Below are 21,736 nucleotides of genomic sequence, written 5' to 3' on the forward strand. Positions count from 1 at the left end.
CAACCAAAAGGGTCGGAGCTGCAACCGCGCGGCTGCAGCCCCGACCGTTCGCCTCATCAGGCTTCGAGCCAGACATATTCCGCGAAAGCATAACCCATCTGGCCGCCAAGCGGGTTGGCTTCCAAGCCCTTGAGCTTGGCGGTGATCGCGTCGACGTTGGAGATATAGGCCGGAATGATGGTGCCGGCTTCGCTGGCGACCATCACCTGCATCTCGTTGTAGATCGCCTTGCGCTTCTCCTGGTCGAGCGAGCCGCGCGCCTCGATCAGCATCTTATCGAATTTCTCCGATTTGTACTGGCTCTCGTTCCACGGCGCTTCCGAAGTGTAGAGCAGCGAGAACAGGATGTCCGGTGTCGGGCGCGGGTTGATGTTGCCGAAATGGACCGGCGCCTTGAGCCAATAATTGTCCCAATAGCCGTCGGCCGGAACGCGTTGAACGTCGAGCTTCAGACCGATTTCGGCCGCGGACGCCTGGATGATCATCGCCATGTCGATCGAGGAGTTTGCCGCCTCGGAAGCGATCACAGGGATCGACTGGCCAAGGACACCGGCCTTCTCGAAATGGAACTTCGCCTTCTCCGGATCGAACGCCCGCGGCTTCAGGTCGGCATTATGGTAGAAGTTTGCCGGGGAAACCGGCTGGTCGTTGCCGATTTCTGCCAGACCGCGCAGCGCCGATTTCTGGATCTGCTCGCGATTGACGAGATACTTCATGCCCTGCACGAAGTCCTTCTTGTCGCCGGGAGCCATGTCCATGCGCATATTGAGATTGGTGTAGTTGCCGGAGGTGGTTTTCGAGAGCACGAAGCCGTCGCCTTGGGCCTCGACCAGGCGCATCGAGCGCGGATTGATCGTAGCGGCCAAGTGGATATCGCCGGACAGCAGCGCATTGACGCGGGAACTATCGTCGCTGATCGCGAAGTATTCGAAGGAATCGACGTTCGGGCCGGACTTCCAATAGTTCTTGTTCTTGATGCCAACCGAGCGCACGCCGGGCTCGAAGACTTCTCTCACGAAAGCGCCGGTGCCGTTGCCCTTGGAAAAATCCGTCGTGCCATCGGCGACGATCATGAAGTGGTGCATCGACAAGATGGTCGGCAGGTCGGCGTTCGGATTTGCGAGCGTGATCTCGACCGTCTGCTTGTCCACGGCCTTGAAGCCTGTCATCTGCGCGGCGATCTTCGCGACCTTCGAACCGACGGAGGGATCGAGATGGCGTTTCAACGAGAAGACCACATCGTCGGCGGTCAACGGCTTGCCGTCGTGGAAGGTGACGCCGCTCCTCAGTTTGACCGTCCAGGTCTTCGCATCCTTGGACTCGATCGCCTCGGCGAGCTCCATCTGCGGGGTGCCGCTCTTATCGAGGAAGGTGAGACGGTTGTAGAAGGAGCAGCAGCGCACATAGTCGGTCGAGAGCGATGCCTTGGCTGGGTCGAGCGTATCGGCGGTCGAGGACGACCAGCCGGCCGCCTTGAGTGCACCGCCGGAAACCGGCGCGGCGGCTACTGCCTTCGAGGCCCGTCCGAGAATGAGGCCGCCTGCCGCCGTGGCAACGCCGCCGGCCAGCATCAATTGAAGCAGCTCGCGCCGGGTTGCGCCGCGGCGGATGGCGTTTTCCACCATCATATCGTCTGCTCTGGTCCAGTTCGTGATTTTGTCGTTCATGGCATTCCCCTTTTTGTTGAGTTCTCTTTGGCGCCGCCTTTTCCCGGCGGGCCTTGTCCGGCATGTTCTCGGATTTTATGCCTCCGCTTCCTCCACGGCATTGGAAAGACCTGCCATGGACGTGAAGTGAAAATCGGGTTCGGTGAATTGCTCCGGCTCGATCGTGCCGCCATAGCCCTTTTGGGCATGCCGCCGTTCGATCCAGCAATTGGTCATGCCGAGACGGCGCGAAATGCCGATGTCGTGGTACTGGCTTTGCGCCACGTGGAGGATATCCTCTTTGGTGCTGCCTTCCTTGGCAACGAAATCGAATACCGTCTCGAAAAAGGCAGGATCGGGCTTTTCCGTGCCGGTATCGTCGGCCGTGAAGGCCGCATAGAACGGATTGCCCAGTTCCTTGGCGAAATGCGCAAAAGCCCAGCGGCGGGAATTCGTCATGGCGATCAGCCGATATTTTTTGGAAAGTCTGGCCAAGGCATCCTTGCTGTCGGCAAAGCCCTTCCAGTTTTTGGCGGAGTCTCGAAGCCGCTCGCCATAAGCGGGCTGCGCTGGAAGACCAAGTCGAGGAGCGATGGCCAGATAGACGCGCACGAGATCATCGGGGAAGAGATCAGCATTTTCAAAATAGCGCGCTTGGCGGTAGAGCGTCAGCGCTTCCTCGCCGTCGAGTTTCACACCCGCTTCCGCTGCGATCCCGGCAAGGCAATCCTTGATGCCGCCTTCAAAATCAATCAGCGTGCCGACGACATCAAAGCTGAGGTATTTGAAATCCGCGAAGGTCTTCACCAAGTGCAGTTCCTTTCTTGTGAGCGCCTTGTGCCGCAGCTGGGTCGCCTACAGAATTAAATGCTGCTGTCGATGCTGCAGGTATTTTTCAACTTTTCCTGCAAATGCCCGATTTTTCGGGGTTCCCGTGTTTTCTGACCTTCAGTTTCGCAGCTATGACCCACTGGAGTCTCCGAAAAGAACCCGCTCTGCGGCACAAAATTGCGAATATGACAGGCTTCACGGTATTTCGGTGCCTGAGCAAAACCCTGCCGTGAAGGCATTCTCCCGCTCATGCGACCACGGCGCGCACGGCCGGATCGTCGAGCGTCTCGTCCAGCGTCTGGCGGGTGCGTTCGACGATTGCGTCGATCTCCGCATCGCTGCAGCACAGCGGCGGGGCATAGCCGAGCACGCCATGGGCAAAGGCGCGGATGACGAGGCCGTGGTTCCAGGCACGGTCAAAGATGCGGCGTGCCGGCTCGGCGTCGGCCGGCAGGGGTGTCTTGCGCTCCTTGTCGACGACGAGCTCGACGGCCGCCAGCATGCCGCGGCCGCGGACGTCGCCGACCAGCGGATGGTCCTTCAGGCTCTCAAGGCCGGCCATCAGGCGCGCTCCTGCCTTCCGGCCATTGAGGAGCAGGCCGCCCTCGTAGAGACGCAAAACCTCTAGGCCGACGGCAGCGCTGACGGGATGGGCCGAATAGGTGTAGCCATGCCCGACGGCGGAAGCGCCCGCACCTTCGGAAATCGTCTGGTAGACATGCTCGGACATGAAGAGGGCACCCATCGGCACGTAGCCGGAGGTGAGGCCTTTGGCGACCGTCAGGAAGTCCGGCACGATCTCGTCCTCCAAACAGGCAAACAGCGGACCGGTCCGACCGAAGCCGGTGATCACCTCATCGGCGACAAAGAGGATATCGAGATCGCGGCAGACGCCGCGCATCGCCTTCATCCAGCCTTTGGGCGGCACAAGCACGCCGCCCGATCCCTGGATTGGCTCAGCATAGAATGCCGCAACGCGATCGGCGCCACCCAACTCTTCGATCTTCTGCTTCAATGCGCCAACAGAGGCAGCGATGATGGCCTCAGGGTCAGGGCCGGCAGGGTTTCGATAGGCGTAATGGGAGGGAATCTTGTGCTGCCAGTCGAAAGGCAGGCCGAAACCGGCATGAAAGGATGGCAGGGCCGTCAGTCCCGCTCCAACCGTCGAGGAGCCGTGATAGCCCTGTTCGACCGAGATGAACTGGTCTTTCCCGGGCCGTCCGCGCGCATTCCAATAGTAGCGGATGAAACGGATCGTGCTGTCGATGGCATCCGAACCACCGAGCGTGAAATAGACATGGTTGAGGTCGCCCGGCGCGCGATCGGCGAGTTCGGCAGCGAGCCGGATTGCCGGCTCACTGCCGAGGCCGAAATAGGCGGTCGCATAAGGAAGCTCCCGCATCTGCCTTGCCGCCGCTTCGACGATGGTGTCATGGCCATAGCCCGCATTGACGCACCATAGGCCGGCAAAACCGTCTATCAATTGCTTGCCGCTCGCATCGGTGAGTGTCGCGCCGGAGGCGGACGCGAGAACCCGCACGCCGAGATTTTCGTGGCTGCGATAGGAAGCGACCGGATGAACGAGGTGGGCACGGTCGAGTTCGATCAGGGAATTGCTAAGCATGAACGTCTCCAGGTCAGCCGAGGGCTTGGTTGGCGAGTGCGAAGGTTTTCAGGGCGGGACTTGTTGTCGGTTCGATACTGCCCTTGCCCATCACGATGCCGCCGCCGGCATGGGCAAAGCCGCGTTCGGCAAGCCAGGGCGCAAGACCGGCATCAGCCGTCGTGTCGATGCGTAGAAAAGCGCCTGGACGGCTGGCAATGAAAAAGGAAATCAGGGCACAGGCATCGCCGGCATGTGCGGCGGCGACAGGCCCGATCACTTCGCCGCGGCCGAAGGTGCGAAGGGCGGCAAAGCCTCGAACTTCACCAGCTTGGCGTATCACCGCGAAGCGCCCGATCTTTGCGATATATTCGAGGAGGCTGCGGCGTTCGGCGCCGAAGGCTGCGCGATCGAGCGCCACGATGGCGGCGAGATCATCTTGATTGGCAGGCAACACGCCATCTGGATGGTCGATTGCAGGCACACTGCCCTGGTATTGCAGGACCGAACCGGTTTGCCGGAAGCCGAGCTTCTCATAAAGCGGCAGGCCATCGCTGGTCGCGACCAGACGAAGTGGCCTGTTGCCGGCGATCGTCAAGGCGCAATCCATCAGCTTTCGGCCAAGACCGCGGCCGCGCATGGCTTCATCGACTATGACCATGTTGATCGTTGCGCAATTATCGCCATAAGGGGTCACAAGCACGGTCCCGACGACGCGGTCCTTATCCTCGAGGGCTACGACGCCGCTGCTCAATGAAAGCACCATGGCCCAGTCTTCCGGACGATGGGGCCATCCGGCCTGGCGCGAGAGAGCGACCGCGCCCTTAAGATGTTCGGTGCCAAAAGGCGCAAGATCGATCTCGGTTGTCTTCATGAAGGGATCCCTGGTCGGTTTCTTCCATTCTTAGACCCCTGGCGTCAGAACATCGTCCCAAGGACTGCTCTTCGGCGGTATCTTCCGCCGTAGCTTTGCGCGATTGCCGCATCTTATGCCGCGGGGTCGATCATATCCGGGATCGCGAGCCTTCTTGGTTATCGTTGCAGCACAACTCTCTGCCAAAGAATAAGCAGGATACGAAACAATCTGCTTTGCCGGTTCGCTTTTCAGTCGAGCCAGCGGCCAAACCTCGGCCTATGATGTGAAGAGACAAAATCGCCCCAGGAAAAATACAGGACCCTCTCATGGCTCACTTCCGCCCGAAATACATCACCTTCGACTGCTACGGGACGCTCACCAATTTCCAGATGGCCGAGGCTGCGCGCGATCTTTATGGCAATCAACTCGATGAGGCGCAGATGGCTGAGTTCATCAAGAACTTTGCCGCTTATCGTCTCGACGAAATCATGGGCGCCTGGAAGCCTTACAACGATGTGGTTCACAACTCGCTCGAACGGGCCTGCAAGCGCAACGGCATAAAATTCCATGAGGAAGCCGCGCGGATGGTCTATGAACGTGTGCCGACTTGGGGGCCGCATCCGGATGTGCCGGCCGGCCTTGCCAGGGTTGCCAAGGAAATCCCGCTGGTCATCCTTTCCAACGCCATGAATTCACAGATCATGTCGAATGTCGAAAAGCTCGGGGCGCCCTTCCATGCGGTCTATACTGCGGAACAGGCGCAGTCCTACAAGCCGCGCTTCAAAGGCTTCGAATATATGCTTGATATGCTGGGCTGCGGGCCCGAGGACGTTCTGCACTGCTCGTCCTCCTTCCGCTATGACTTGATGTCGGCGCATGACCTCGGCATCAAGAACAAGGTCTGGGTCAATCGCGGTCACGAGCCGGCGAACCCCTACTACGGCTATGTCGAAATTGCCGATATCTCGGGTTTGCCGGGCGTCGTCGGGCTTTGAGAAAGGCATGGCGATGAAGTTCAAATCCTATTGGCACGACACGGCCCCCGGTTTTGGAGGCGCCGTGCAAGGCCCCGTCGAGGGACATTACGACGTTGCCGTTGTCGGCGGCGGCTTCACGGGACTTGCGGCGGCGCGTCATCTCGCCAAGGCCGGCGTTCGGGTCGTGGTGCTGGAGGCGGAACGGATTGGCTCTGGGGCGTCTGGCCGTAATGGCGGTCATCTCAATAATGGCCTCGCCCACAGCTTCATTGCCGCCAAGGCCGAACTCGGCAAGGAGCGGTCCATCGCGCTCTATCGGATGCTCGATCACTCGATCGACACCATCGAGGCGATCATCGCGGAGGAGGGGATCGATTGCAATTTCCGTCGCGCCGGGAAGCTCAAGCTTGCGTCCAAGCCGCAGCATTTCGAAGCGATCGCCCGCAATTTCGAGGCCGTTCACGCCGAAGTCGATCCGGACACGGCGCTTCTGACTGCAGCCGATCTCGAGGGTGAAGTCGGCTCGCCTTTCTACGGCGCCATGCTGTCGAAAAAGAGCGCCATGATGCATATGGGGCGCTATGTTGCGGGGCTCGCCACCGCCGCTGCTCGCCATGGCGCGGTCATCTTCGAAAACGCAGCGGTGACGGGTCATCGGCAGGCCAGCGGTAAGCACAACCTGACGACGGCGCGCGGGGCGATTTCTGCCGATCATGTGCTCGTCGCGACGGGCGCCTATACGCCTTCGGTATTCGGCTATTTCCGCCGCCGGATCGTTTCAGTCGGCAGCTTCATTATCGCCACGCGCCCGCTGACCGATGCCGAAATTGCAGTGACGATGCCGGGAAACCGGACCTGCGTGACCTCGATGAACATCGGCAACTATTTCCGGCTGGCGCCTGATAACCGTCTGATTTTCGGCGGCCGGGCGCGGTTTTCCGCGACATCCGACCAGCGTTCGGATGCAAAGAGCGGAGACATCCTGCGGGCGAATCTGCTTCAGATATTCCCGCAACTTTCCGGCGTCGAGATCGACTATTGCTGGGGCGGGCTCGTCGATATGACCAAGGACCGCTATCCGCGTGCGGGCTATGTCGATGGAGTCTGGTACGCCATGGGCTATTCCGGCCACGGCGCGCAATTGTCGACCCACCTCGGCATGATCATGGCCGACGCCATCCTCGGCAAGGCCGATCGCAACCCTCTCAAGGGGCTCGACTGGCCGGCTGTTCCCGGACATTTCGGCAAGCCGTGGTTCCTGCCGCTCGTCGGCTTGTACTACAAGACGCTCGACCGGTTTCAGTAGGGAGAAACTGCCCACGGCGTCCTCAGACTGTGACGGATCGGGACTGCGCACTCGCCGAAGGTGTGATCAGCCTATGCCTGAGGTGCTAAGGATCAACAGGAAGCCATGATCGCTCCCGGGTTGGCGATCGCTGAAATGCATCAAGGATTTCGATTGTCTCACGCAGATTATGACGGCGCGCAGGTCATCTTCCATCGCGCCGTTTCAGCTCACGACATGTAGCGGCAACTCATTCCCACGCTATTTTGGCTTGGCCGGGTCAGCCAAGCCCGCCGATGTGGAAGCTCTTCGTTTCCAAATATTCCTCGATGCCGCATTGGGCGCCTTCGCGACCAAGGCCAGATTGCTTGACGCCGCCGAAGGGAGCAACTTCTGTTGAAATGGCGCCGGTGTTCAGGCCGACCATGCCGAATTCAAGTGCCTCGCCGACGCGCCAGGAACGCTTCAGGCTTTCGGTGTAGAAGTAGGCGGCCAGCCCGAAGGGCGTGGCATTGGCGATCTCGATCGCCTCTTCTTCTGTCTTAAAGCGGAAGAGGGGGGCGACCGGCCCGAAGGTTTCCTCGCCGGCGAGCTGCATGTCGGTCGTCGCATCGCAAAGGACAATCGGCGCCGTATATTGATCGCCAGTCGGCAAAGCCACCGGGGTCGAAATCATGCGTGCGCCCTTGGCAAGCGCATCGTCGATGTGACGTTTGATCTTCTCGATCGCCGCTTTGTTGATCATCGGGCCGATATCGACGCCTGCATCCGTTCCGCGTCCCACTTTCATAGCGGAAACGCGGGCTGAGAGTTTTTCGGCGAAGGCGTCATACACACGAGATTGGACCAGAATGCGGTTGGCGCAGACGCAGGTCTGGCCGCCATTGCGGAACTTCGAGGCGATTGCACCCTCGACCGCAAGGTCGAGATCTGCGTCATCGAAGACGATGAACGGCGCGTTGCCGCCAAGTTCCAGGCTCAGCCGCTTGACGCTGTCTGATGCGCCACGCATCAAAAGCGAGCCGACGCGGGTGGAGCCGGTGAAGGAGATCTTTCGAACGGTCTGGTTTGCCATCAACTCGTCACCGATCTTGGCGGGCATGCCGGTGACGATGTTGATGACGCCCTTCGGAATGCCGGCGCGCTCGGCCAATACAGCGAGCGCAAGGGCCGAGTAGGGCGTCAGCTCCGATGGCTTGATGACGACGGTGCACCCTGCCGCAAGCGCCGGCCCGACCTTGCGGGTAATCATCGCATTGGGAAAATTCCAGGGCGTGATGATCGCCGAAACACCAACCGGCTCCTTCAGGATGACAATCCGCCGGTCTGCCGTCGGCGAAGGAATAGTGGTGCCGCCGATGCGACGGGCTTCCTCGGAAAACCATTTCACGAACGAGGCCCCGTAGCGGATTTCGCCGCGTGCTTCGGCAAGCGGTTTTCCCTGCTCCCGGGTAAGGATCAGCGCAAGGTCTTCGAGATTGTCGATCATCAGGTCGTGCCAGGCCTCCAAAAGCGCGGCGCGCTCGGCATGGGTCTTCTTGCGCCACGATGGGAAGGCAATCTCTGCCGCCTTAATCGCCGCACGGGTATCGGTGCCGTCCATGTCAGGCACCGTGCCGAGTGCTTCCTGCGTTGCAGGATCGAAGACCTCAATCTTGCGCCCTGCCGCGGCCTCGCACCATTGGCCATTGATGAGCCCATGTTCGCGAAACAGGCTGTTGTCCTTCAACTCGTTCATCCTATCCTCTTTTAGTTCAGCGCCGAAAGCACGGCTTTGGTGATGGTGTCTGTCTCGTCCTTGCCGGGGATTTCGCCAATACCGCGCGCCGTCGTCGCCTCGATTGCCGTCATCACGTTCCTGGCTGCTGTCGTTTCTCCCAGATGTTCAAGCATCATCGCACCGGACCATATGGCAGCGATCGGATTGGCAATGCCGAGATGGGCGATATCCGGGGCCGAGCCATGGACGGGTTCGAACATCGACGGCGCGGTGCGGTCGGGATTGATGTTGGCGGACGCTGCAAAGCCGAGCCCGCCCTGGATGGCAGCGCCAAGATCGGTCAGGATATCGCCGAACAAATTGGAAGCGACCACGACGTCCAGGCTCTCCGGCGCCATGACCATTCGGGCGGCCATGGCGTCGATGTGATAACTCGTCACCTCGATGTCGGGAAACTCGCCGGCAAGCTTCCAGGTGATCTCGTCCCAGAAGACCATGGAATATTTCTGTGCGTTGGACTTCGTCACAGAAGCGAGCTTGCCGCGCCGGGCGCGCGCCTGTTCGAAACCGAAGCGCAGAATGCGTTCCACGCCCTTGCGGGTGAAAATCGCGGTTTCGACGGCCACTTCATTGTCGGCGCCCTGGTGGACGCGGCCGCCGGCGCCGGAATATTCGCCCTCCGTGTTTTCACGGATGCAGAGAATATCGAAACCTTCCGCCCTCAGTGGTCCCTGAATCCCGGGCAGCAGCCGGTGCGGACGGATATTCGCGTACTGCACGAAAGTTTTGCGGATGGGCAGGAGAAGCCCATGCAGCGAGACCGAATCCGGTACCTTCGCCGGCCAGCCGACAGCGCCGAGCAGGATGGCGTCGAAGTTCCTCAGTGTCTCGATGCCATCGGCCGGCATCATGCTGCCATGCTGGAGAAAGTAGTCGCAGGACCAGGGGTAACTGGTGCCCGACAAGGCGAACCCAGACGCGTTGGATGCCTTTTTCAGCACCGCCCAGGCTGCATCGGTGACATCGCGGCCAATGCCGTCTCCAGGCAGAAGGGCAATCTCGTAGGTCTTCATGATCGGTCCTCAGAGGCTGATGAGCACGCTCTTGCTCTTGCGGTTGGCGAGATAGGCCGCGCGCCCGAGATCCTTGCCGATGCCGGATTGCTTGTAGCCGCCCGTGGGCAGGATGTGGTCGCGCGAGCGGCCGTAGCGATTGACCCAGACCGTGCCGGCCTGCAGGCGCCGTGTCAGACGGATGGCGCGCGAGAGGTCACGGGTGAAAAGGCCAGCGGCCAAACCATAGGTCGGATGGTCTGCGAGGGTCAGCGCTTCCTCCTCGTCTTCGAAGGTCTGAATGGTCAGCACCGGCCCGAAGATCTCCTCCAGGACGGCCGGTGACGTTGCCGTCACGCCGGAGATCACCGTCGGGGCGTAAAAGTAACCTTCGCGATCGAGACGCCTGCCGCCGGCCAGGCATTCCGCGCCATCGTCGACGGTGGACCGGACGATGCTGTCCATGCGGCTGATCTGCCGCTCGGAGATCATGGGAGGATAATCGGTGGCCTCATCCCAGGTGGGGCCGGGGCGAACGGCTGCCAGCCTGGCGATAATGGCTTCCGCCAGCGCGTTTGCCACTTTGGCCTCCACAATCAGCCGCGATCCGGCAACACAGGCCTGCCCAGCATTGGCAAGCAGGCTGATCGCGATCGCGTCGGCTGCCAGGTTGAGATCGGCATCGGAAAAAACGATCTGGGGACTCTTGCCGCCAAGTTCGAGCGTCATCGGCTTTATGCCGGTTCGCGCAATATTGGTCATGATGGCAGAGCCGGCAGCCGTCGAGCCGGTAAAGCTCACCTTGGTAATGCCCGGATGGCCGGTTATTGCATTGCCTGTGGTCGGGCCATCGCCCAGCACGATGTTGATGAGGCCCGCCGGCAGGCCGGCCCGCACCGCAAGCTCGGCAAGATAAAGCGTCGAGAAGGGCGTTATTTCCGAGGGCTTCAAGACAACCGCATTGCCGGCAGCAAGCGCAGGCGCGAGCTTCCAGCCGGCCATCGACAGCGGGAAATTCCACGGCGTAATCGCGCCGACGACGCCATAAGGCTCGGTCATAATCAGGCCGAGGCTGTTATCATCGGTGGGGACGAGGTCACTGCCTTCCTTGTCTGCGAATTCGGCAAAGAAGCGGATCTGTTCGGCAGTCACCGCGATATCGCCGGCAATCAGGTGCCCGACAGGACGAGTGGAGCCGACAGCTTCGATCTTTGCGAGCGGCATGGCCTCTTGCTCGATGAGATCGGCCCAGCGCTGCATCGCTTTGGTCCGTTGGCGCGGGCGTAACGCCGCCCAGCCACTCTCCGTCAGGGCCTTTTGCGCCGTGTCGACGGCTTGGTCGACAATATCTGCGGTCGCCACCGGACAATCCCAATATGCCTTCGCATCCGAGGGGCGGTGTGTGGGCAGTTGCCCTTTTGCCTCTAACAGGCTGCCGCCGATGAAGTGTCCCTTCGGCAGAGAAAGCGAATCTGGATCGAAGCTGAGGGTCATGGAATGTCCTTGCCAGGCGTTTGCGCAAGGTTAGCGTTCAGGCTTCGGCAGCATGCATCGACTGTGGCGGACCGGACGGAGGAAAAACCTGTTTTGGCGGCCGTTGCCCGTTGATTCTTCGGTCGATAAGGCCGCTCGACGGCGCCTGCGGCCTCCACATCACCTTACGGTCACGTAGATCTTGCGAACCGTCTCAATGGTCTTCCATACGCCGGTGAAACCAGGCTTCATGACGAAGCTGTCACCTGCTCGGTAGACCACGGGTTCCCCGCCATCCGGTGTAATTTGAACGACGCCGGAAAGGATGTGGCAGAATTCGAAGGTTTCGCCCTTGATCGAACGGGTCTCGCCCGGTGTCGCTTCCCAGACGCCGGTATGAATCATCTGCCCGCGCGTCTCATCCTGCGCCCAGGTCTTGAAGGAGGGATCCCCGCCAATGAGGCGTTCGGGCAGCGGCTTCGATTCCCGTGGGGCGGTCGAGGGATTGGCATCGATGGTCTTGAGCAGGGACATGGCGGCCTTTCGTCGTTGAATGTCAGTAGCCGCGTGTCCGGTCGACCAAACCGATTGGATCGAGACCGGCGCGGTTGCGTTTGATGTTGTCGATCACTGCTTGCGCCGCCGTTTCGGCTTGGGTGACGCTTGCGACATGCGGGGTCAGGATGATCTTCGGATGTGACCAGAAGGCATGGGCGGGCGGCAGCGGCTCGGGATCGGTCACATCGATGACCGCGCCGGAGAGGTGGCCGCTGTCCAGCGCTTCTATCAAGGCTTCGTGATCGAGCTGCGGGCCGCGGCCTGTGTGGACGAGACCGGCACCAGGCGGGAGCGCGGCGAACAGCTTCGAGTTCAAGAAGCCGCGCGTTTCCTCCGTCAGCGGCAGGAGGCAGATCAGGATATGGACTTTTTCCAGGAAGGGTCTCAGTTTCTGCTGGCCATGATAACAGTTCACTCCATCGATCTCGTGCGGACTGCGGCTCCAGCCGGATAGCATAAATCCAAAGGGCTTGAGCCGCTCCAGTACGGCTTTGCCGAGCGTGCCGAGACCCAGAACGCCGACATTCAAGTCAGGTGTCTGCTTCTGCAGAATACTGCGCCAGATCTGCTTCTTTTGCTGATCAAGATAGGTAGGCAGATTGCGGTGAAGCATGAGCACCGCAAGCGTGGCGTATTCCTGCATCATGCGGATGATGCCGTCCTCGACCATCCGCACCAGCTTGACCTTTTGCGGCAGGCTGTCGAGCTTGAATTGGTCGACGCCAGCGCCGATCGAAAAGACGATTTCAAGATTGCGATATCGAAGAAGGTCGGCGGGCGCCGTCCAGGTTACCAGATAGCGTACCGCCAGGGGATCGACTGCGGCCGGATCCATGGAAAAGGCAAGGTCTGGAAGGTCAGGCGCAAAGTCTGTCGCCCAGCGCCTCGATCATGGCTTGGCAGGCCACCAATTCGTCGGTGAGAATGAATTCGTCCGGCCGGTGCGCGCGTGCAATATCGCCCGGGCCGCAGATGATGGCGTCGATTCCGGCCTCCTGATAAAGGCCAGCCTCCGTCCCGTAGCTCACAGCGGCGAGCGGCTCCTTGCCCGTCAGTTCGCCAAGCAGCCGCGCGAGCGGAGCATCGGCAGAAAGCGACAGGGCCGGATAGGCGCTCATGAGCTCCCAGTTCACCTCAAAACCTTTGGCGCGCAGGCCCTCGGCCGTTGTTTTCAGGGCCGCCAGCAATTCGGTCGGGGAAACGCCGGAAATCCCCCGGGCTTCGAATTCGGCGATGCACAGATCCGGAATGATGTTGACCGCCTGCCCACCCTTGATCGTGCCTGTCTGCAGGGAGGAATAGGGGGGCTCGAAAGCCATGTCGAAGGGGCCGCGGCTGAGGCGTTCGGCGCTCGCCACCGCTTCTGCCAGTACATCCGCCATCGCGTGGATGGCATTCAATCCCTGATCTGGACGCGAGGAATGGCCCGAACGGCCGTGGATTTTGACGCGAGCTGCCGCCTTGCCCTTGTGCGCGCGAATGGCGCGCATCTTACTCGGCTCGCCGATGATTGCAGCCTGTGGGCTGGCGCAGAGTTCGGGGAGACGCGCGATCATGTGGGGTACGCCCCGGCAGCCAGCCTCCTCGTCATAGGAAAATGCAAGATGGATAGGGCGGATAAGTGGTTTGGCCGCAAGTGCCGGCAGGGCGGCGAGCGCGGCCGCCAGAAAGCCCTTCATGTCGGACGTTCCGCGCCCGTAAAGGCGATTTTTCTCTATGCGCAGAGTGAAAGGGTCGGAGGACCAGGCAGGTTCGTTGGCCGGTACCACGTCCATATGGCCCGAGAGGATGTAGCCGGCAACGTCTGCCGGGCCGATGGTTGCAAAGAGGTTCGCTCGGTCGCCTTCCGGCCCCGCAAGGATTGTGACCTTGACGTTGCAGCCTTCAATATAGGCGCGGATCCACTCGACGATTGGCCCGTTGGCCTGTCCTGCGACGGAGGGAAAGGCGACAAGGCGCTCAAGGATCTCAATGGCGTGCATCATCCAATTCTCACAAACATGGCCGGCTGCTCCCCGACCGTCAGGATATATGGACGGCCTTGTTGCAAAGCTTAGGGGCGCTCTACCGGATTGCGTGCCGAAATCGGCTTTGTTTCAGCTAATTGTTGGGCGCGGTAGGGCCTCTGGAGCGGATTATGTCGGGGTTTGCCCCCTAATATCTGTTTTCAGCGGGTCCGGTCTTTTGCGTGGGACGTGCAAGGTGGTTTGCGTTTTCAGACGCAGTCGGGGGGGCTTGGAGTGAAACGAGCAGCAGCGTCAGAATCCATGGTAGTCGATTCTGTCCAGATGAAAATTGGCGACATCGCGGAGGCGGAACTCGACCAACTGCACGCGTTGTCGATTGCCGTCGGTTGGCCGCATCGCGCGGAGGATTGGCATTTTCTGCGGTGCGCTGGCAGGGGCGTTGTCGCCTTGGACGACATTGGCCGAGTTCTCGGATCGGCCATGTGGTTTCCATATGGCGACAATTTTGCCACCATCGGAATGGTGATCACGTCGCCCCGCCTGCAGGCCAATGGCACCGGACGGTGGCTGATGCAGCACGCCTTTGCCGGGCTCGAGGGCCACAATATCGGGCTCAATTCGACGCGCGCGGCGCGGCGCCTGTATCTTTCCCTGGGCTTTACGGCGGAAAAGATCGTCTACCAGTGTCAAGGCGAAGCTCACGAGCCTGATGCCATGGATGAAATGCCAGGCGGCGCACTTATGCGCGCCGTTGACCTTGCCGATCTTGCGTTGCTGGGGGATCTCGACCGCCGGGCATATGGCGCTGACCGTACGCCGGTTCTCGCCGCCTTGTTGAAGCACTCCAGAGCGTTTGGCCTGTTTCGCAATGGCAGGCTTGACGCATTTTCGTTCTGTAGGCCCTTCGGGCGGGGCCATGTGGTAGGCCCGGTGGTTGCCCATGATGACCAGGACGCCATTGCGGTGATCCGGCCACACGTTTCACAGCACGCCGGCCGTTTCCTCCGTCTTGATACTCGCCAGAAAGATGGGGCCTTTGCCGCATTTCTGTCGCGATGCGGCATGCCCGTATTCGATACTGTAACGACGATGTCGCTCGGAAACGGCTGGATTCGGGAGGAAAGTGCGATTTCGGAAAGGCGCTCGACGACTTACGCATTGGCAAGCCAGGCTCTGGGCTAGGCCAGGTGATCTTCTGGTTGCTGGGACGACGGTTCGATTCCACGCAGTTTGAAGGTTCCCGACAGCGGGGCGCAGTCACACGTTTTGGGGGGTTACGGTCAGAAAGCGGACAGGCTCTGTACTGACGTCGACATCGATCAGGCCAAGCGCCTTTAATGTCAGATCGATTGATCTGCGAGCCTGAATCTCCGGCACCTGATCGAGCACGACCGACATGATGCCTTCACGCAGATAGCTCCGTGTCTGATCGCTCAGTTCGTGTCCGACCCAAAATGCCATCCGGGTCCGCTGATTTCTGAGGACTGATGCGACGGCGACGTTGTCGCCGCCGGCGCTATAGACGCCGATGACGTTCGGGTGCCTGCGAAGCGCGTTGCGCAGCAGTTCTATGGTGTTGTGCTCGTCGTCGAAGTCGAACATCACTTCCACAAACGCGTGTTCCCCATCGGCATGCTCGTCGAGATAATCAGAAAAGCCGCGGATACGCTCCCTATGGTTTTCATAGGCGCCGCTGTGGCAAAGAGCAACGAAGGGACCTGCCTTGCCCGCCTGCATGCGTGACATGTAATAGGCGGCCGTGCGGCCTGCAGCGTAGTTGTCGATCCCGACATAGGGCAATTCCGGCGCCGGTCGCGTCATGATCTGGATGACAGGTATGCCGAGGGCCGCTGCTTGCCTGACACTCGTGACGACATCCGGATGATCCGGCGCGACGACGATCAGCGCGGATCGCCGGTTCTTCGGCTTTGCGATATAATGCGCGAAATCGGCAGGATCGTTTTCGCGGGCAAAGGTCCGGTGAACGACGATGCTGTGATCAAGCAGGGCGGTGATCCTCTCGAACGCCTGGTTCATACGCGAATAGAAGTTCGTTTCCGGGCGCACGAGGACGACTTCGATCCGGACAAGTCCGCGATGGGCCTCCGGCATCACATGCCGATAGTTGAGTTTCCTGACCGCCAGAAAGACCTTCTCCACCGTCTCCGGCCTTACGCCGCCACGGCCGTTGACGACCCTCTCGACCGTCGCGGTGCCGACACCGGCCTTCCTCGCCACATCCTTCAGGGTGATCTTGGTCATGGTTTATTCCGCCTCTGAGGAACGAATACAGCATCTGCGCATCACCGGGTCAATGATCAAATTTGATCAAGGAAGGATTGGCTCGTGGTCTGCAGGCACGCGTAATCTCGCCGTCGACTCGGGAGGAGACGCCGAAGTTCGAAGCCGATCGACAGGTCCGGCGGCTTGGATGGCGGCTCAGCCCGGACGAAGGAGGAGACATCATGAAAATCGCACTCGACCCGCACATGCACCGTCATCTGGGACTGAACGCGCTTTGCCGTAAGACGGCAGAGCTCGGCTACGACTATATCGAGCTGTCGCCACGGGATGATTTTCTTCCCTGGTGGGTGCGTCCGCGCGCTCATAAGGAGCGGATCGCCGAGTTCAAGAAGGCGCTCACGGACCATGGGGTCAAACTGGCCTCGCTGCTTCCCATGTATCGCTGGGCAAGCCCGCATGAAGACGAGCGGATAGCCGCGGTCAGTTACTGGAAGCAGGCCATCGAGATTGCCGTCGAGATGGGTTGCGATACGATGAACTCGGAGTTCGGCCGCGGCCCGTCGCCCGAACGCGGCCACAAGTCGAATTGCTGCGGCGGGCACTATACGCATGAAACCAGCGAGGCAGCCTGGTGGCGGTCCATCGAGGAGCTGGTCCCGGTCCTCGAAAAGCATGGCGTAACACTCAACATGGAACCGCATCCGGAAGACTGGTGCGAGACGCTTCATCCGGCGCTCGACATGCTCAAGACCATTGGTTCGAAGAACGTCAAGTTCCTCTATTGCGCGCCGCACACTTTCTACTTCGGCGACGACATGGCCAGGATGATCGAAGTGGCCGGTGCGATGATTGCCCATGTGCATGTCGCCGACACCTACAACCACAAGGCTTCGTCCGGCCTTCGCTACATCATCAATCCTCCCGGTGCGAAGGTGACGATCCACCAGCACATGGACATGCATCAGGGCGAGATCGACTGGGATGTCTTCTTCGGTTCGCTCGCCAAGATCGGCTTTGACGGCATCGTCACGGCTTGCGTCTTCGGCTGGGAGGACCGGGCCGATGCATCCGGCCGCTTCATGCGCTCCGAAATCCAGAAGTATGTCGACAGGTATTGGCCGGCAAGGAGCGCTTGAGCAAAGACTGCCACACCACCGACCTTGTGCAGGGAATTACTCCATGACCATCACCATTACGACTGCTCCATGCTGCTGGGGCGTCGACGACGTCAACAACCCGAACCTGCCGGCCTGGGAGCGCGTCTTCGATGAGGCGGCAGCTGCCGGCTATGGTGGCCTCGAACTCGGCCCCTATGGCTACGTACCACTCAATCATCAACAGGTGGCAAAGGCGCTCACCGACCGCGGCCTCTTCATCGTCGCCGGCACAATTTTCGATGATCTGGTCTCTCCGGCCAAGCGGGAAGACCTTCTGCGACAGACGGACGAAATTTGCGCCATGATCATCACGTTGCCCCAGCCGGAGCAGGTGACGGGGCAGCGATTCCGGACGCCCTACCTGACCGTCATGGACTGGGGTCATGACGAGCGGGACTATGCCGCCGGCCACTCTGACCGGGCGCCCCGGCTTTCCGATGGGGCCTGGGCGGGCATGGTCGCCAACATCAAGGCAATCGCCGAACTCGCTAGCAGCAAATACGGCGTTCGCGCCGTCATCCATCCCCATGCCGGAGGCTACATCGAATTTGCCGATGAGATCGAGCGGATCGCAAGCGATGTCCCGGCCGAAACCGCCGGCTTTTGCCTCGATACCGGCCATACCTATTATGCCGGCATGGATCCGGTCAAGACACTGCGCCGTTATGCGCAGCGGCTAGATTATGCGCACTTCAAGGATATCGATCAGGCCGTATTCGAGCGCGTGCTCGGCCAGAAGATCCGCTTCTTCGAGGCCTGCGCTGAGGGGGTTATGTGCCCGATCGGGCGCGGCGTCATCGATTATCCGGCCGTCAAGAGAGTGCTCCAGGAGATCGGCTATCACGGTTTCATCACCGTCGAACAGGAACGCGATCCTCAAAGCGTGGCAGGAAGCCTTCAGGACGTGAAGGAGAGCCGCGACTACCTGCGGTCAGTTGGCTTCTAAGACAAGGAAACTGAACATGTCAGCAAGCAAGACAAAGCCGATCCGCTGGGGCATGGTGGGCGGCGGACGTGGCAGCCAGATCGGCTATATCCACCGCTCGGCAGCGCTAAGGGACAGCACGTTCGAACTCGTGGCCGGTGCATTTGATATCGATCCGGAGCGTGGCCGCGCTTTCGGGGTTGAGCTCGGCCTTGATGAGGCTCGCAGCTATCGGCAGTACGCGGCGATGTTCGCCGCAGAGGCTGAACGTCCCGATGGCATCGAGGCGGTGTCGGTCGCCACGCCGAACAACACCCATTTTGCGATTTGCAAGGCGGCCCTCGAACACGGACTGCATGTCATTTGCGAAAAGCCGCTCTGTTTCACCGTTTCGGAAGCGCAAGAGCTGAAGGCGCTGTCGCAGGCGCGTCATAAGATCGTCGGCGTCACCTATGGTTATGCCGGTCATCAGATGATCGAGCAGGCGCGAGCTATGGTGAAAAACGGCGATCTCGGCGAGATCCGCATCGTCAATCTGCAATTTGCTCATGGTTTTCACAGCGCGCCGGTCGAGGATCAGAACCCTTCCACGCGTTGGCGCGTCGATCCGACAACCGCAGGCCCGAGCTATGTGCTCGGCGATGTTGGAACCCACCCGCTCTATATCTCGGAGGTGATCCTGCCGCATTTGACGATCAAGCGGTTGATGTGCGCCCGGCAGAGCTTTGTCAAAAGCCGTGCGCCCCTTGAAGACAACGCCGTTACGCTGATGGAATACGACAACGGTGCTATCGCCACCGTCTGGTCGAGCGCCGTCAATGCGGGCTCCATGCACGGACAGAAGGTGCGCATTGTCGGCGAAAAGGCGAGCATCGAATGGTGGGACGAGCGGCCGAACCAGCTTTCCTACGAGGTTCAGGGAGAGCCGGCGCGCATTTTGGAACGTGGCATGGGCTATCTCTACCCCGAAGCAAGGATCGACGACCGCATCGGCGGCGGCCATCCAGAAGGCCTCTTTGAGGCCTGGGCAAACCTCTACCGACGCTTCGGATTCGCCATTAGCAAGGAGCACGGTCTTGCGCCCGACGGCATCGAAGGCCTGGCGTTTCCGGGGATCGATGCGGGGCTCGAGGGCGTGCGCTGGGTGGAAAATTGCGTGCGCTCTGCCGACGCCGGCGGCGTGTGGGTAGACTATCTGTAGCGTTGACTATGCGCGCTGGCGGGGTGAACGCGCCATCAGCTGCGCATAGGCAATCGCCGAAAGCATGTTGGCGTGGTTTGCCTTTCCGGTGCCAGCAATATCGAATGCCGTGCCGTGATCGACGGAGACCCGGTCGATCGGAAGGCCGAGCGACACATTGACTGCAGTTTCGAAGGCGACGAGCTTGATCGGAATGTGTCCCTGGTCGTGATACTGGGCAATCACCAGATCGAAGGCGCCGTTATAGGCACGCGCAAAGACGGTATCGGCCGAAATCGGGCCAACCACGTCAATGCCCTTGGCCCGAGCCAGTTCGACCGCAGGCGTGAGGAACTCCATGTCCTCCGTGCCGAAGAGGCCGTTTTCGCCGCAATGCGGGTTGATGCCGGCAACGGCGATCCGCGGTTTCTTGCCAAGGCGGACAAAGTGGTTATGGCCAGCTTCGATCGTTGCAACGACGCGGTCCGTCTTGGCGCGCTCTATGGCGCCCCGCAGCGAGACATGTGTCGAAACATGGATCGTGTTGAGGCGGTCAGAGGCAAGCAGCATGAACGAACTCTTCGAGCCCGTCAGATGCGCAAGCAGGCCCGTGTGTCCGTCGAAGTGATGTCCGGCAAGGTTCATTGCCTCCTTGTTGATCGGCGCGGTGACGATGACGTCCGCATCGCCCGACATCGCAAGCTCGACGGCGCGGCTGATGTAGCGAACGCAAGCGTCGCCTGCGATGGGACTGACTTTGCCGATTTCGGGAAGGCTGCCGTCAAGCGCCACCTCGTCGACGGCAATGGTTGATCCGTCTTCCGATGCAGATGACCCGAAGCGCAGGTCGATGCCGGTCGTGCGGCAGGCGCGCTCCAGTGCTTTGCTGTTGCCGACGATCACGAAATCGCGGCGCTCTTGTCGTGGCATTGCCGCAAGCGCCTTGACAATGACTTCCGGGCCAACGCCTGCCGGATCGCCGAGCGTGACTGCGACTTTTGCATTTTTGACCATCAGTCAAGTTCCCTTTGAAAGGGCCGGCCTAAAAGGCGGCTCCATAGATCGAGCGGATGTCGTCGCGTGTCAGATCGCGCGGATTATTATCGAGCAGGCGGCGGATGGCAAAGGCATCGTTGGCCATCTGGTCGAGGCCGCTTTCCGGCACACCCAAACCCGACAGCTTCATCTCGATGCCGAGTTCGGCGCAGAACTCATAGGCGGCTGCGAAGACGGATTTGACCTCATCTGAAGCGGGGTGGCCGAGAGCTTCCATGACGGCCTTGGTCTTCGCGGGAACGGAGGGTGTGTTGAAGGCCAGCACATGCGGGAAGATCAATGCGTTTGCAGCGCCATGCGCGACATGCCAGCGAGTGCCGAGCGGATAGGCGAGGGCGTGACCGCCCGCCGTATTGACCGGTCCGAGGCAAAATCCGCCATAAAGGGAGGCAAGTGATAAGCCAGCGCGCGCTTCTGCATCGGCGCCGTCCCTGACGGCGCGCGCCAGATATTTGCCAACGAGCCGCGTGCCTTCTATCGCGTAGATATCGATCATCGGATGCGCCTTGCGGTTGGTAAAGGCCTCAACGCAATGGGCCATTGCATCCACACCGGTCGCAGCCGTCGTGCGGGGCGGAACGGTAAAGGTCAGCGCCGGGTCGATGACGGCGATATCGGCAAGCATATGGACGCTTTCGACGGCAAGTTTCGACATCGTTTCAGGATCGGTCACCAGCGCGCGGATGCCCGCCTCGCTGCCGGTTCCAGATGTCGTAGGCACTTGTGCGAGAGCCACTTTGCGCGGCCCCTGAACCTTGTTCGGTCCAACGACCTCTCGCAGGCTTTGCGGCGAACCGGCGAGCACGGAGGCGAGCTTGGCAAGATCCATGGCGCTGCCGCCGCCGAAGCCGACGATGAGTTCCGCACGGGCGGCGACGGCAGCACTGAGCACCCTGTCGAGATTACTGATGTCGGGTTCCGGTGTGACATCGCCAAACACTGCAACCTCGCCTTGGATCGCGAGGGCATCGACGCGTGAAGCGTTGAAGGCATCCGAAATCACGAGCGTGCGGCGGTAGCCGTTCTTCCCGGCCCATTTACCGAGTTTGCCAGCCGTGCCGATGCCGAACTCGATGATGTTCGGCCTGATGGTCGTGATAGGCGAACCCAGACTGGCCATGAAAGCGGCTCCTCCCTGACAGAAACGGCCGATCGCCGTCGGTGATGTAAAGTTGTTATATGAGCTGTGGGTTTCTGGCAAGAAAA

At 60.6% G+C, this 21,736-nt stretch carries 18 protein-coding genes and 1 pseudogene; 6 read left to right on the forward strand and 13 right to left on the reverse strand.

Annotation, left to right across the window (positions count from 1 at the left end; translation table 11 throughout):
* Positions 1–56: 56 nt before the first annotated feature.
* The 4 genes from BLP23_RS25525 to BLP23_RS25540 form a co-directional block, all read right to left on the reverse strand.
* Positions 57–1,667, reverse strand: coding sequence for an ABC transporter substrate-binding protein (locus BLP23_RS25525; protein ID WP_092587522.1), 1,611 nt, complete (start codon positions 1,665–1,667; stop codon positions 57–59).
* Between the two features lie 75 nt (positions 1,668–1,742).
* Positions 1,743–2,456, reverse strand: a complete 714-nt coding sequence (locus BLP23_RS25530; protein WP_092587523.1) for an HAD-IA family hydrolase — start codon at positions 2,454–2,456, stop codon at positions 1,743–1,745.
* Positions 2,457–2,724: 268 nt separating this feature from the next.
* Positions 2,725–4,101 (reverse strand): aspartate aminotransferase family protein, encoded by a 1,377-nt coding sequence (locus tag BLP23_RS25535; protein WP_092587524.1) that lies wholly within the window; start codon positions 4,099–4,101, stop codon positions 2,725–2,727.
* Positions 4,102–4,114: 13 nt separating this feature from the next.
* Entirely contained in the window at positions 4,115–4,954 is an 840-nt protein-coding gene (locus tag BLP23_RS25540; protein WP_092587525.1) for a GNAT family N-acetyltransferase, read from the reverse strand.
* 308 nt (positions 4,955–5,262) lie between these two features.
* On the opposite strand from BLP23_RS25540, the gene BLP23_RS25545 reads away from it, so the two are divergent.
* On the forward strand, positions 5,263–5,931 hold the full coding sequence (locus BLP23_RS25545; RefSeq protein WP_092587526.1) for a haloacid dehalogenase type II: 669 nt from the start codon (positions 5,263–5,265) through the stop codon (positions 5,929–5,931).
* A gap of 13 nt (positions 5,932–5,944) precedes the next feature.
* The gene (locus BLP23_RS25550) at positions 5,945–7,219 is read left to right on the forward strand and encodes an NAD(P)/FAD-dependent oxidoreductase (RefSeq protein ID WP_092587577.1); all 1,275 of its coding nucleotides are present in this window, start codon (positions 5,945–5,947) and stop codon (positions 7,217–7,219) included.
* Between the two features lie 259 nt (positions 7,220–7,478).
* Here the strand turns inward: BLP23_RS25550 and BLP23_RS25555 are convergent, their stop codons facing one another.
* The 6 genes and pseudogenes from BLP23_RS25555 to argE all read right to left on the reverse strand — a co-directional run bounded on the left by BLP23_RS25555 (position 7,479) and on the right by argE (position 13,983).
* The gene (locus BLP23_RS25555) at positions 7,479–8,936 is read right to left on the reverse strand and encodes an NAD-dependent succinate-semialdehyde dehydrogenase (RefSeq protein WP_092587527.1); all 1,458 of its coding nucleotides are present in this window, start codon (positions 8,934–8,936) and stop codon (positions 7,479–7,481) included.
* Positions 8,937–8,947: 11 nt separating this feature from the next.
* Positions 8,948–9,991, reverse strand: a complete 1,044-nt coding sequence (locus tag BLP23_RS25560) for a tartrate dehydrogenase (RefSeq protein ID WP_092587528.1) — start codon at positions 9,989–9,991, stop codon at positions 8,948–8,950.
* Positions 9,992–10,000: 9 nt separating this feature from the next.
* Positions 10,001–11,464 carry an aldehyde dehydrogenase family protein gene (locus tag BLP23_RS25565; protein ID WP_092587529.1) on the reverse strand — a complete coding sequence of 488 codons (1,464 nt, stop codon included), beginning with the start codon at positions 11,462–11,464 and terminating at the stop codon, positions 10,001–10,003.
* A gap of 159 nt (positions 11,465–11,623) precedes the next feature.
* A complete protein-coding gene (locus BLP23_RS25570) occupies positions 11,624–11,977 on the reverse strand; it encodes a cupin domain-containing protein (RefSeq protein ID WP_092587530.1) in 354 nt (117 codons plus the stop codon).
* A gap of 22 nt (positions 11,978–11,999) precedes the next feature.
* Positions 12,000–12,881 (reverse strand): annotated as a pseudogene (locus BLP23_RS25575) (2-hydroxyacid dehydrogenase); the annotation flags it as partial.
* A complete protein-coding gene (argE, locus tag BLP23_RS25580) occupies positions 12,859–13,983 on the reverse strand; it encodes an acetylornithine deacetylase (protein ID WP_092587578.1) in 1,125 nt (374 codons plus the stop codon). The gene argE and the pseudogene BLP23_RS25575, both read right to left, overlap by 23 nt.
* Positions 13,984–14,268: 285 nt before the next feature.
* Between argE and BLP23_RS25585 the strand changes: the two genes are divergently transcribed.
* Positions 14,269–15,150, forward strand: a complete 882-nt coding sequence (locus BLP23_RS25585; RefSeq protein WP_092587532.1) for a GNAT family N-acetyltransferase — start codon at positions 14,269–14,271, stop codon at positions 15,148–15,150.
* A gap of 75 nt (positions 15,151–15,225) precedes the next feature.
* On the opposite strand, the gene BLP23_RS25590 is transcribed toward BLP23_RS25585, so the two are convergent.
* Positions 15,226–16,230, reverse strand: a complete 1,005-nt coding sequence (locus BLP23_RS25590; protein WP_092587533.1) for a LacI family DNA-binding transcriptional regulator — start codon at positions 16,228–16,230, stop codon at positions 15,226–15,228.
* Between the two features lie 203 nt (positions 16,231–16,433).
* Here BLP23_RS25590 and BLP23_RS25595 point away from each other — a divergent pair, with 203 nt between their 5' ends.
* From BLP23_RS25595 to BLP23_RS25605, 3 genes are read left to right on the forward strand one after another with little or no spacing between them, the layout of a single operon-like run.
* On the forward strand, positions 16,434–17,348 hold the full coding sequence (locus BLP23_RS25595) for a sugar phosphate isomerase/epimerase family protein (RefSeq protein ID WP_092587534.1): 915 nt from the start codon (positions 16,434–16,436) through the stop codon (positions 17,346–17,348).
* Positions 17,349–17,391: 43 nt separating this feature from the next.
* Positions 17,392–18,315 (forward strand): sugar phosphate isomerase/epimerase family protein, encoded by a 924-nt coding sequence (locus tag BLP23_RS25600; protein ID WP_092587535.1) that lies wholly within the window; start codon positions 17,392–17,394, stop codon positions 18,313–18,315.
* A 16-nt stretch (positions 18,316–18,331) separates the two neighbouring features.
* Entirely contained in the window at positions 18,332–19,495 is a 1,164-nt protein-coding gene (locus BLP23_RS25605) for a Gfo/Idh/MocA family protein (RefSeq protein ID WP_092587536.1), read from the forward strand.
* Positions 19,496–19,501: 6 nt separating this feature from the next.
* On the opposite strand, the gene pdxA is transcribed toward BLP23_RS25605, so the two are convergent.
* Complete coding sequence (pdxA, locus tag BLP23_RS25610; protein WP_092587537.1) at positions 19,502–20,488, reverse strand: 4-hydroxythreonine-4-phosphate dehydrogenase PdxA; 987 nt, start codon at positions 20,486–20,488, stop codon at positions 19,502–19,504.
* 28 nt (positions 20,489–20,516) lie between these two features.
* Positions 20,517–21,650 carry an iron-containing alcohol dehydrogenase gene (locus tag BLP23_RS25615; protein WP_092587538.1) on the reverse strand — a complete coding sequence of 378 codons (1,134 nt, stop codon included), beginning with the start codon at positions 21,648–21,650 and terminating at the stop codon, positions 20,517–20,519.
* Between the last annotated feature and the right edge of the window lie 86 nt (positions 21,651–21,736).

Origin of the sequence: Rhizobium mongolense subsp. loessense, from assembly GCF_900099775.1 — a bacterium.
Lineage (GTDB): Bacteria > Pseudomonadota > Alphaproteobacteria > Rhizobiales > Rhizobiaceae > Rhizobium > Rhizobium loessense.

What these genes read in the sequence shown, in the direction of transcription:
- BLP23_RS25525 (WP_092587522.1), bottom strand. Translation starts at nt 1,667, where the DNA reads ATGAACGACAAAATCACGAACTGGACCAGAGCAGACGATATGATGGTG.
- BLP23_RS25535 (WP_092587524.1), bottom strand. Translation starts at nt 4,101, where the DNA reads ATGCTTAGCAATTCCCTGATCGAACTCGACCGTGCCCACCTCGTTCAT.
- BLP23_RS25540 (WP_092587525.1), bottom strand. Translation starts at nt 4,954, where the DNA reads ATGAAGACAACCGAGATCGATCTTGCGCCTTTTGGCACCGAACATCTT.
- BLP23_RS25545 (WP_092587526.1), top strand. Translation starts at nt 5,263, where the DNA reads ATGGCTCACTTCCGCCCGAAATACATCACCTTCGACTGCTACGGGACG.
- BLP23_RS25550 (WP_092587577.1), top strand. Translation starts at nt 5,945, where the DNA reads ATGAAGTTCAAATCCTATTGGCACGACACGGCCCCCGGTTTTGGAGGC.
- BLP23_RS25555 (WP_092587527.1), bottom strand. Translation starts at nt 8,936, where the DNA reads ATGAACGAGTTGAAGGACAACAGCCTGTTTCGCGAACATGGGCTCATC.
- BLP23_RS25560 (WP_092587528.1), bottom strand. Translation starts at nt 9,991, where the DNA reads ATGAAGACCTACGAGATTGCCCTTCTGCCTGGAGACGGCATTGGCCGC.
- BLP23_RS25565 (WP_092587529.1), bottom strand. Translation starts at nt 11,464, where the DNA reads ATGACCCTCAGCTTCGATCCAGATTCGCTTTCTCTGCCGAAGGGACAC.
- BLP23_RS25570 (WP_092587530.1), bottom strand. Translation starts at nt 11,977, where the DNA reads ATGTCCCTGCTCAAGACCATCGATGCCAATCCCTCGACCGCCCCACGG.
- argE (WP_092587578.1), bottom strand. Translation starts at nt 13,983, where the DNA reads ATGCACGCCATTGAGATCCTTGAGCGCCTTGTCGCCTTTCCCTCCGTC.
- BLP23_RS25585 (WP_092587532.1), top strand. Translation starts at nt 14,269, where the DNA reads ATGGTAGTCGATTCTGTCCAGATGAAAATTGGCGACATCGCGGAGGCG.
- BLP23_RS25590 (WP_092587533.1), bottom strand. Translation starts at nt 16,230, where the DNA reads ATGACCAAGATCACCCTGAAGGATGTGGCGAGGAAGGCCGGTGTCGGC.
- BLP23_RS25595 (WP_092587534.1), top strand. Translation starts at nt 16,434, where the DNA reads ATGAAAATCGCACTCGACCCGCACATGCACCGTCATCTGGGACTGAAC.
- BLP23_RS25600 (WP_092587535.1), top strand. Translation starts at nt 17,392, where the DNA reads ATGACCATCACCATTACGACTGCTCCATGCTGCTGGGGCGTCGACGAC.
- BLP23_RS25605 (WP_092587536.1), top strand. Translation starts at nt 18,332, where the DNA reads ATGTCAGCAAGCAAGACAAAGCCGATCCGCTGGGGCATGGTGGGCGGC.
- pdxA (WP_092587537.1), bottom strand. Translation starts at nt 20,488, where the DNA reads ATGGTCAAAAATGCAAAAGTCGCAGTCACGCTCGGCGATCCGGCAGGC.
- BLP23_RS25615 (WP_092587538.1), bottom strand. Translation starts at nt 21,650, where the DNA reads ATGGCCAGTCTGGGTTCGCCTATCACGACCATCAGGCCGAACATCATC.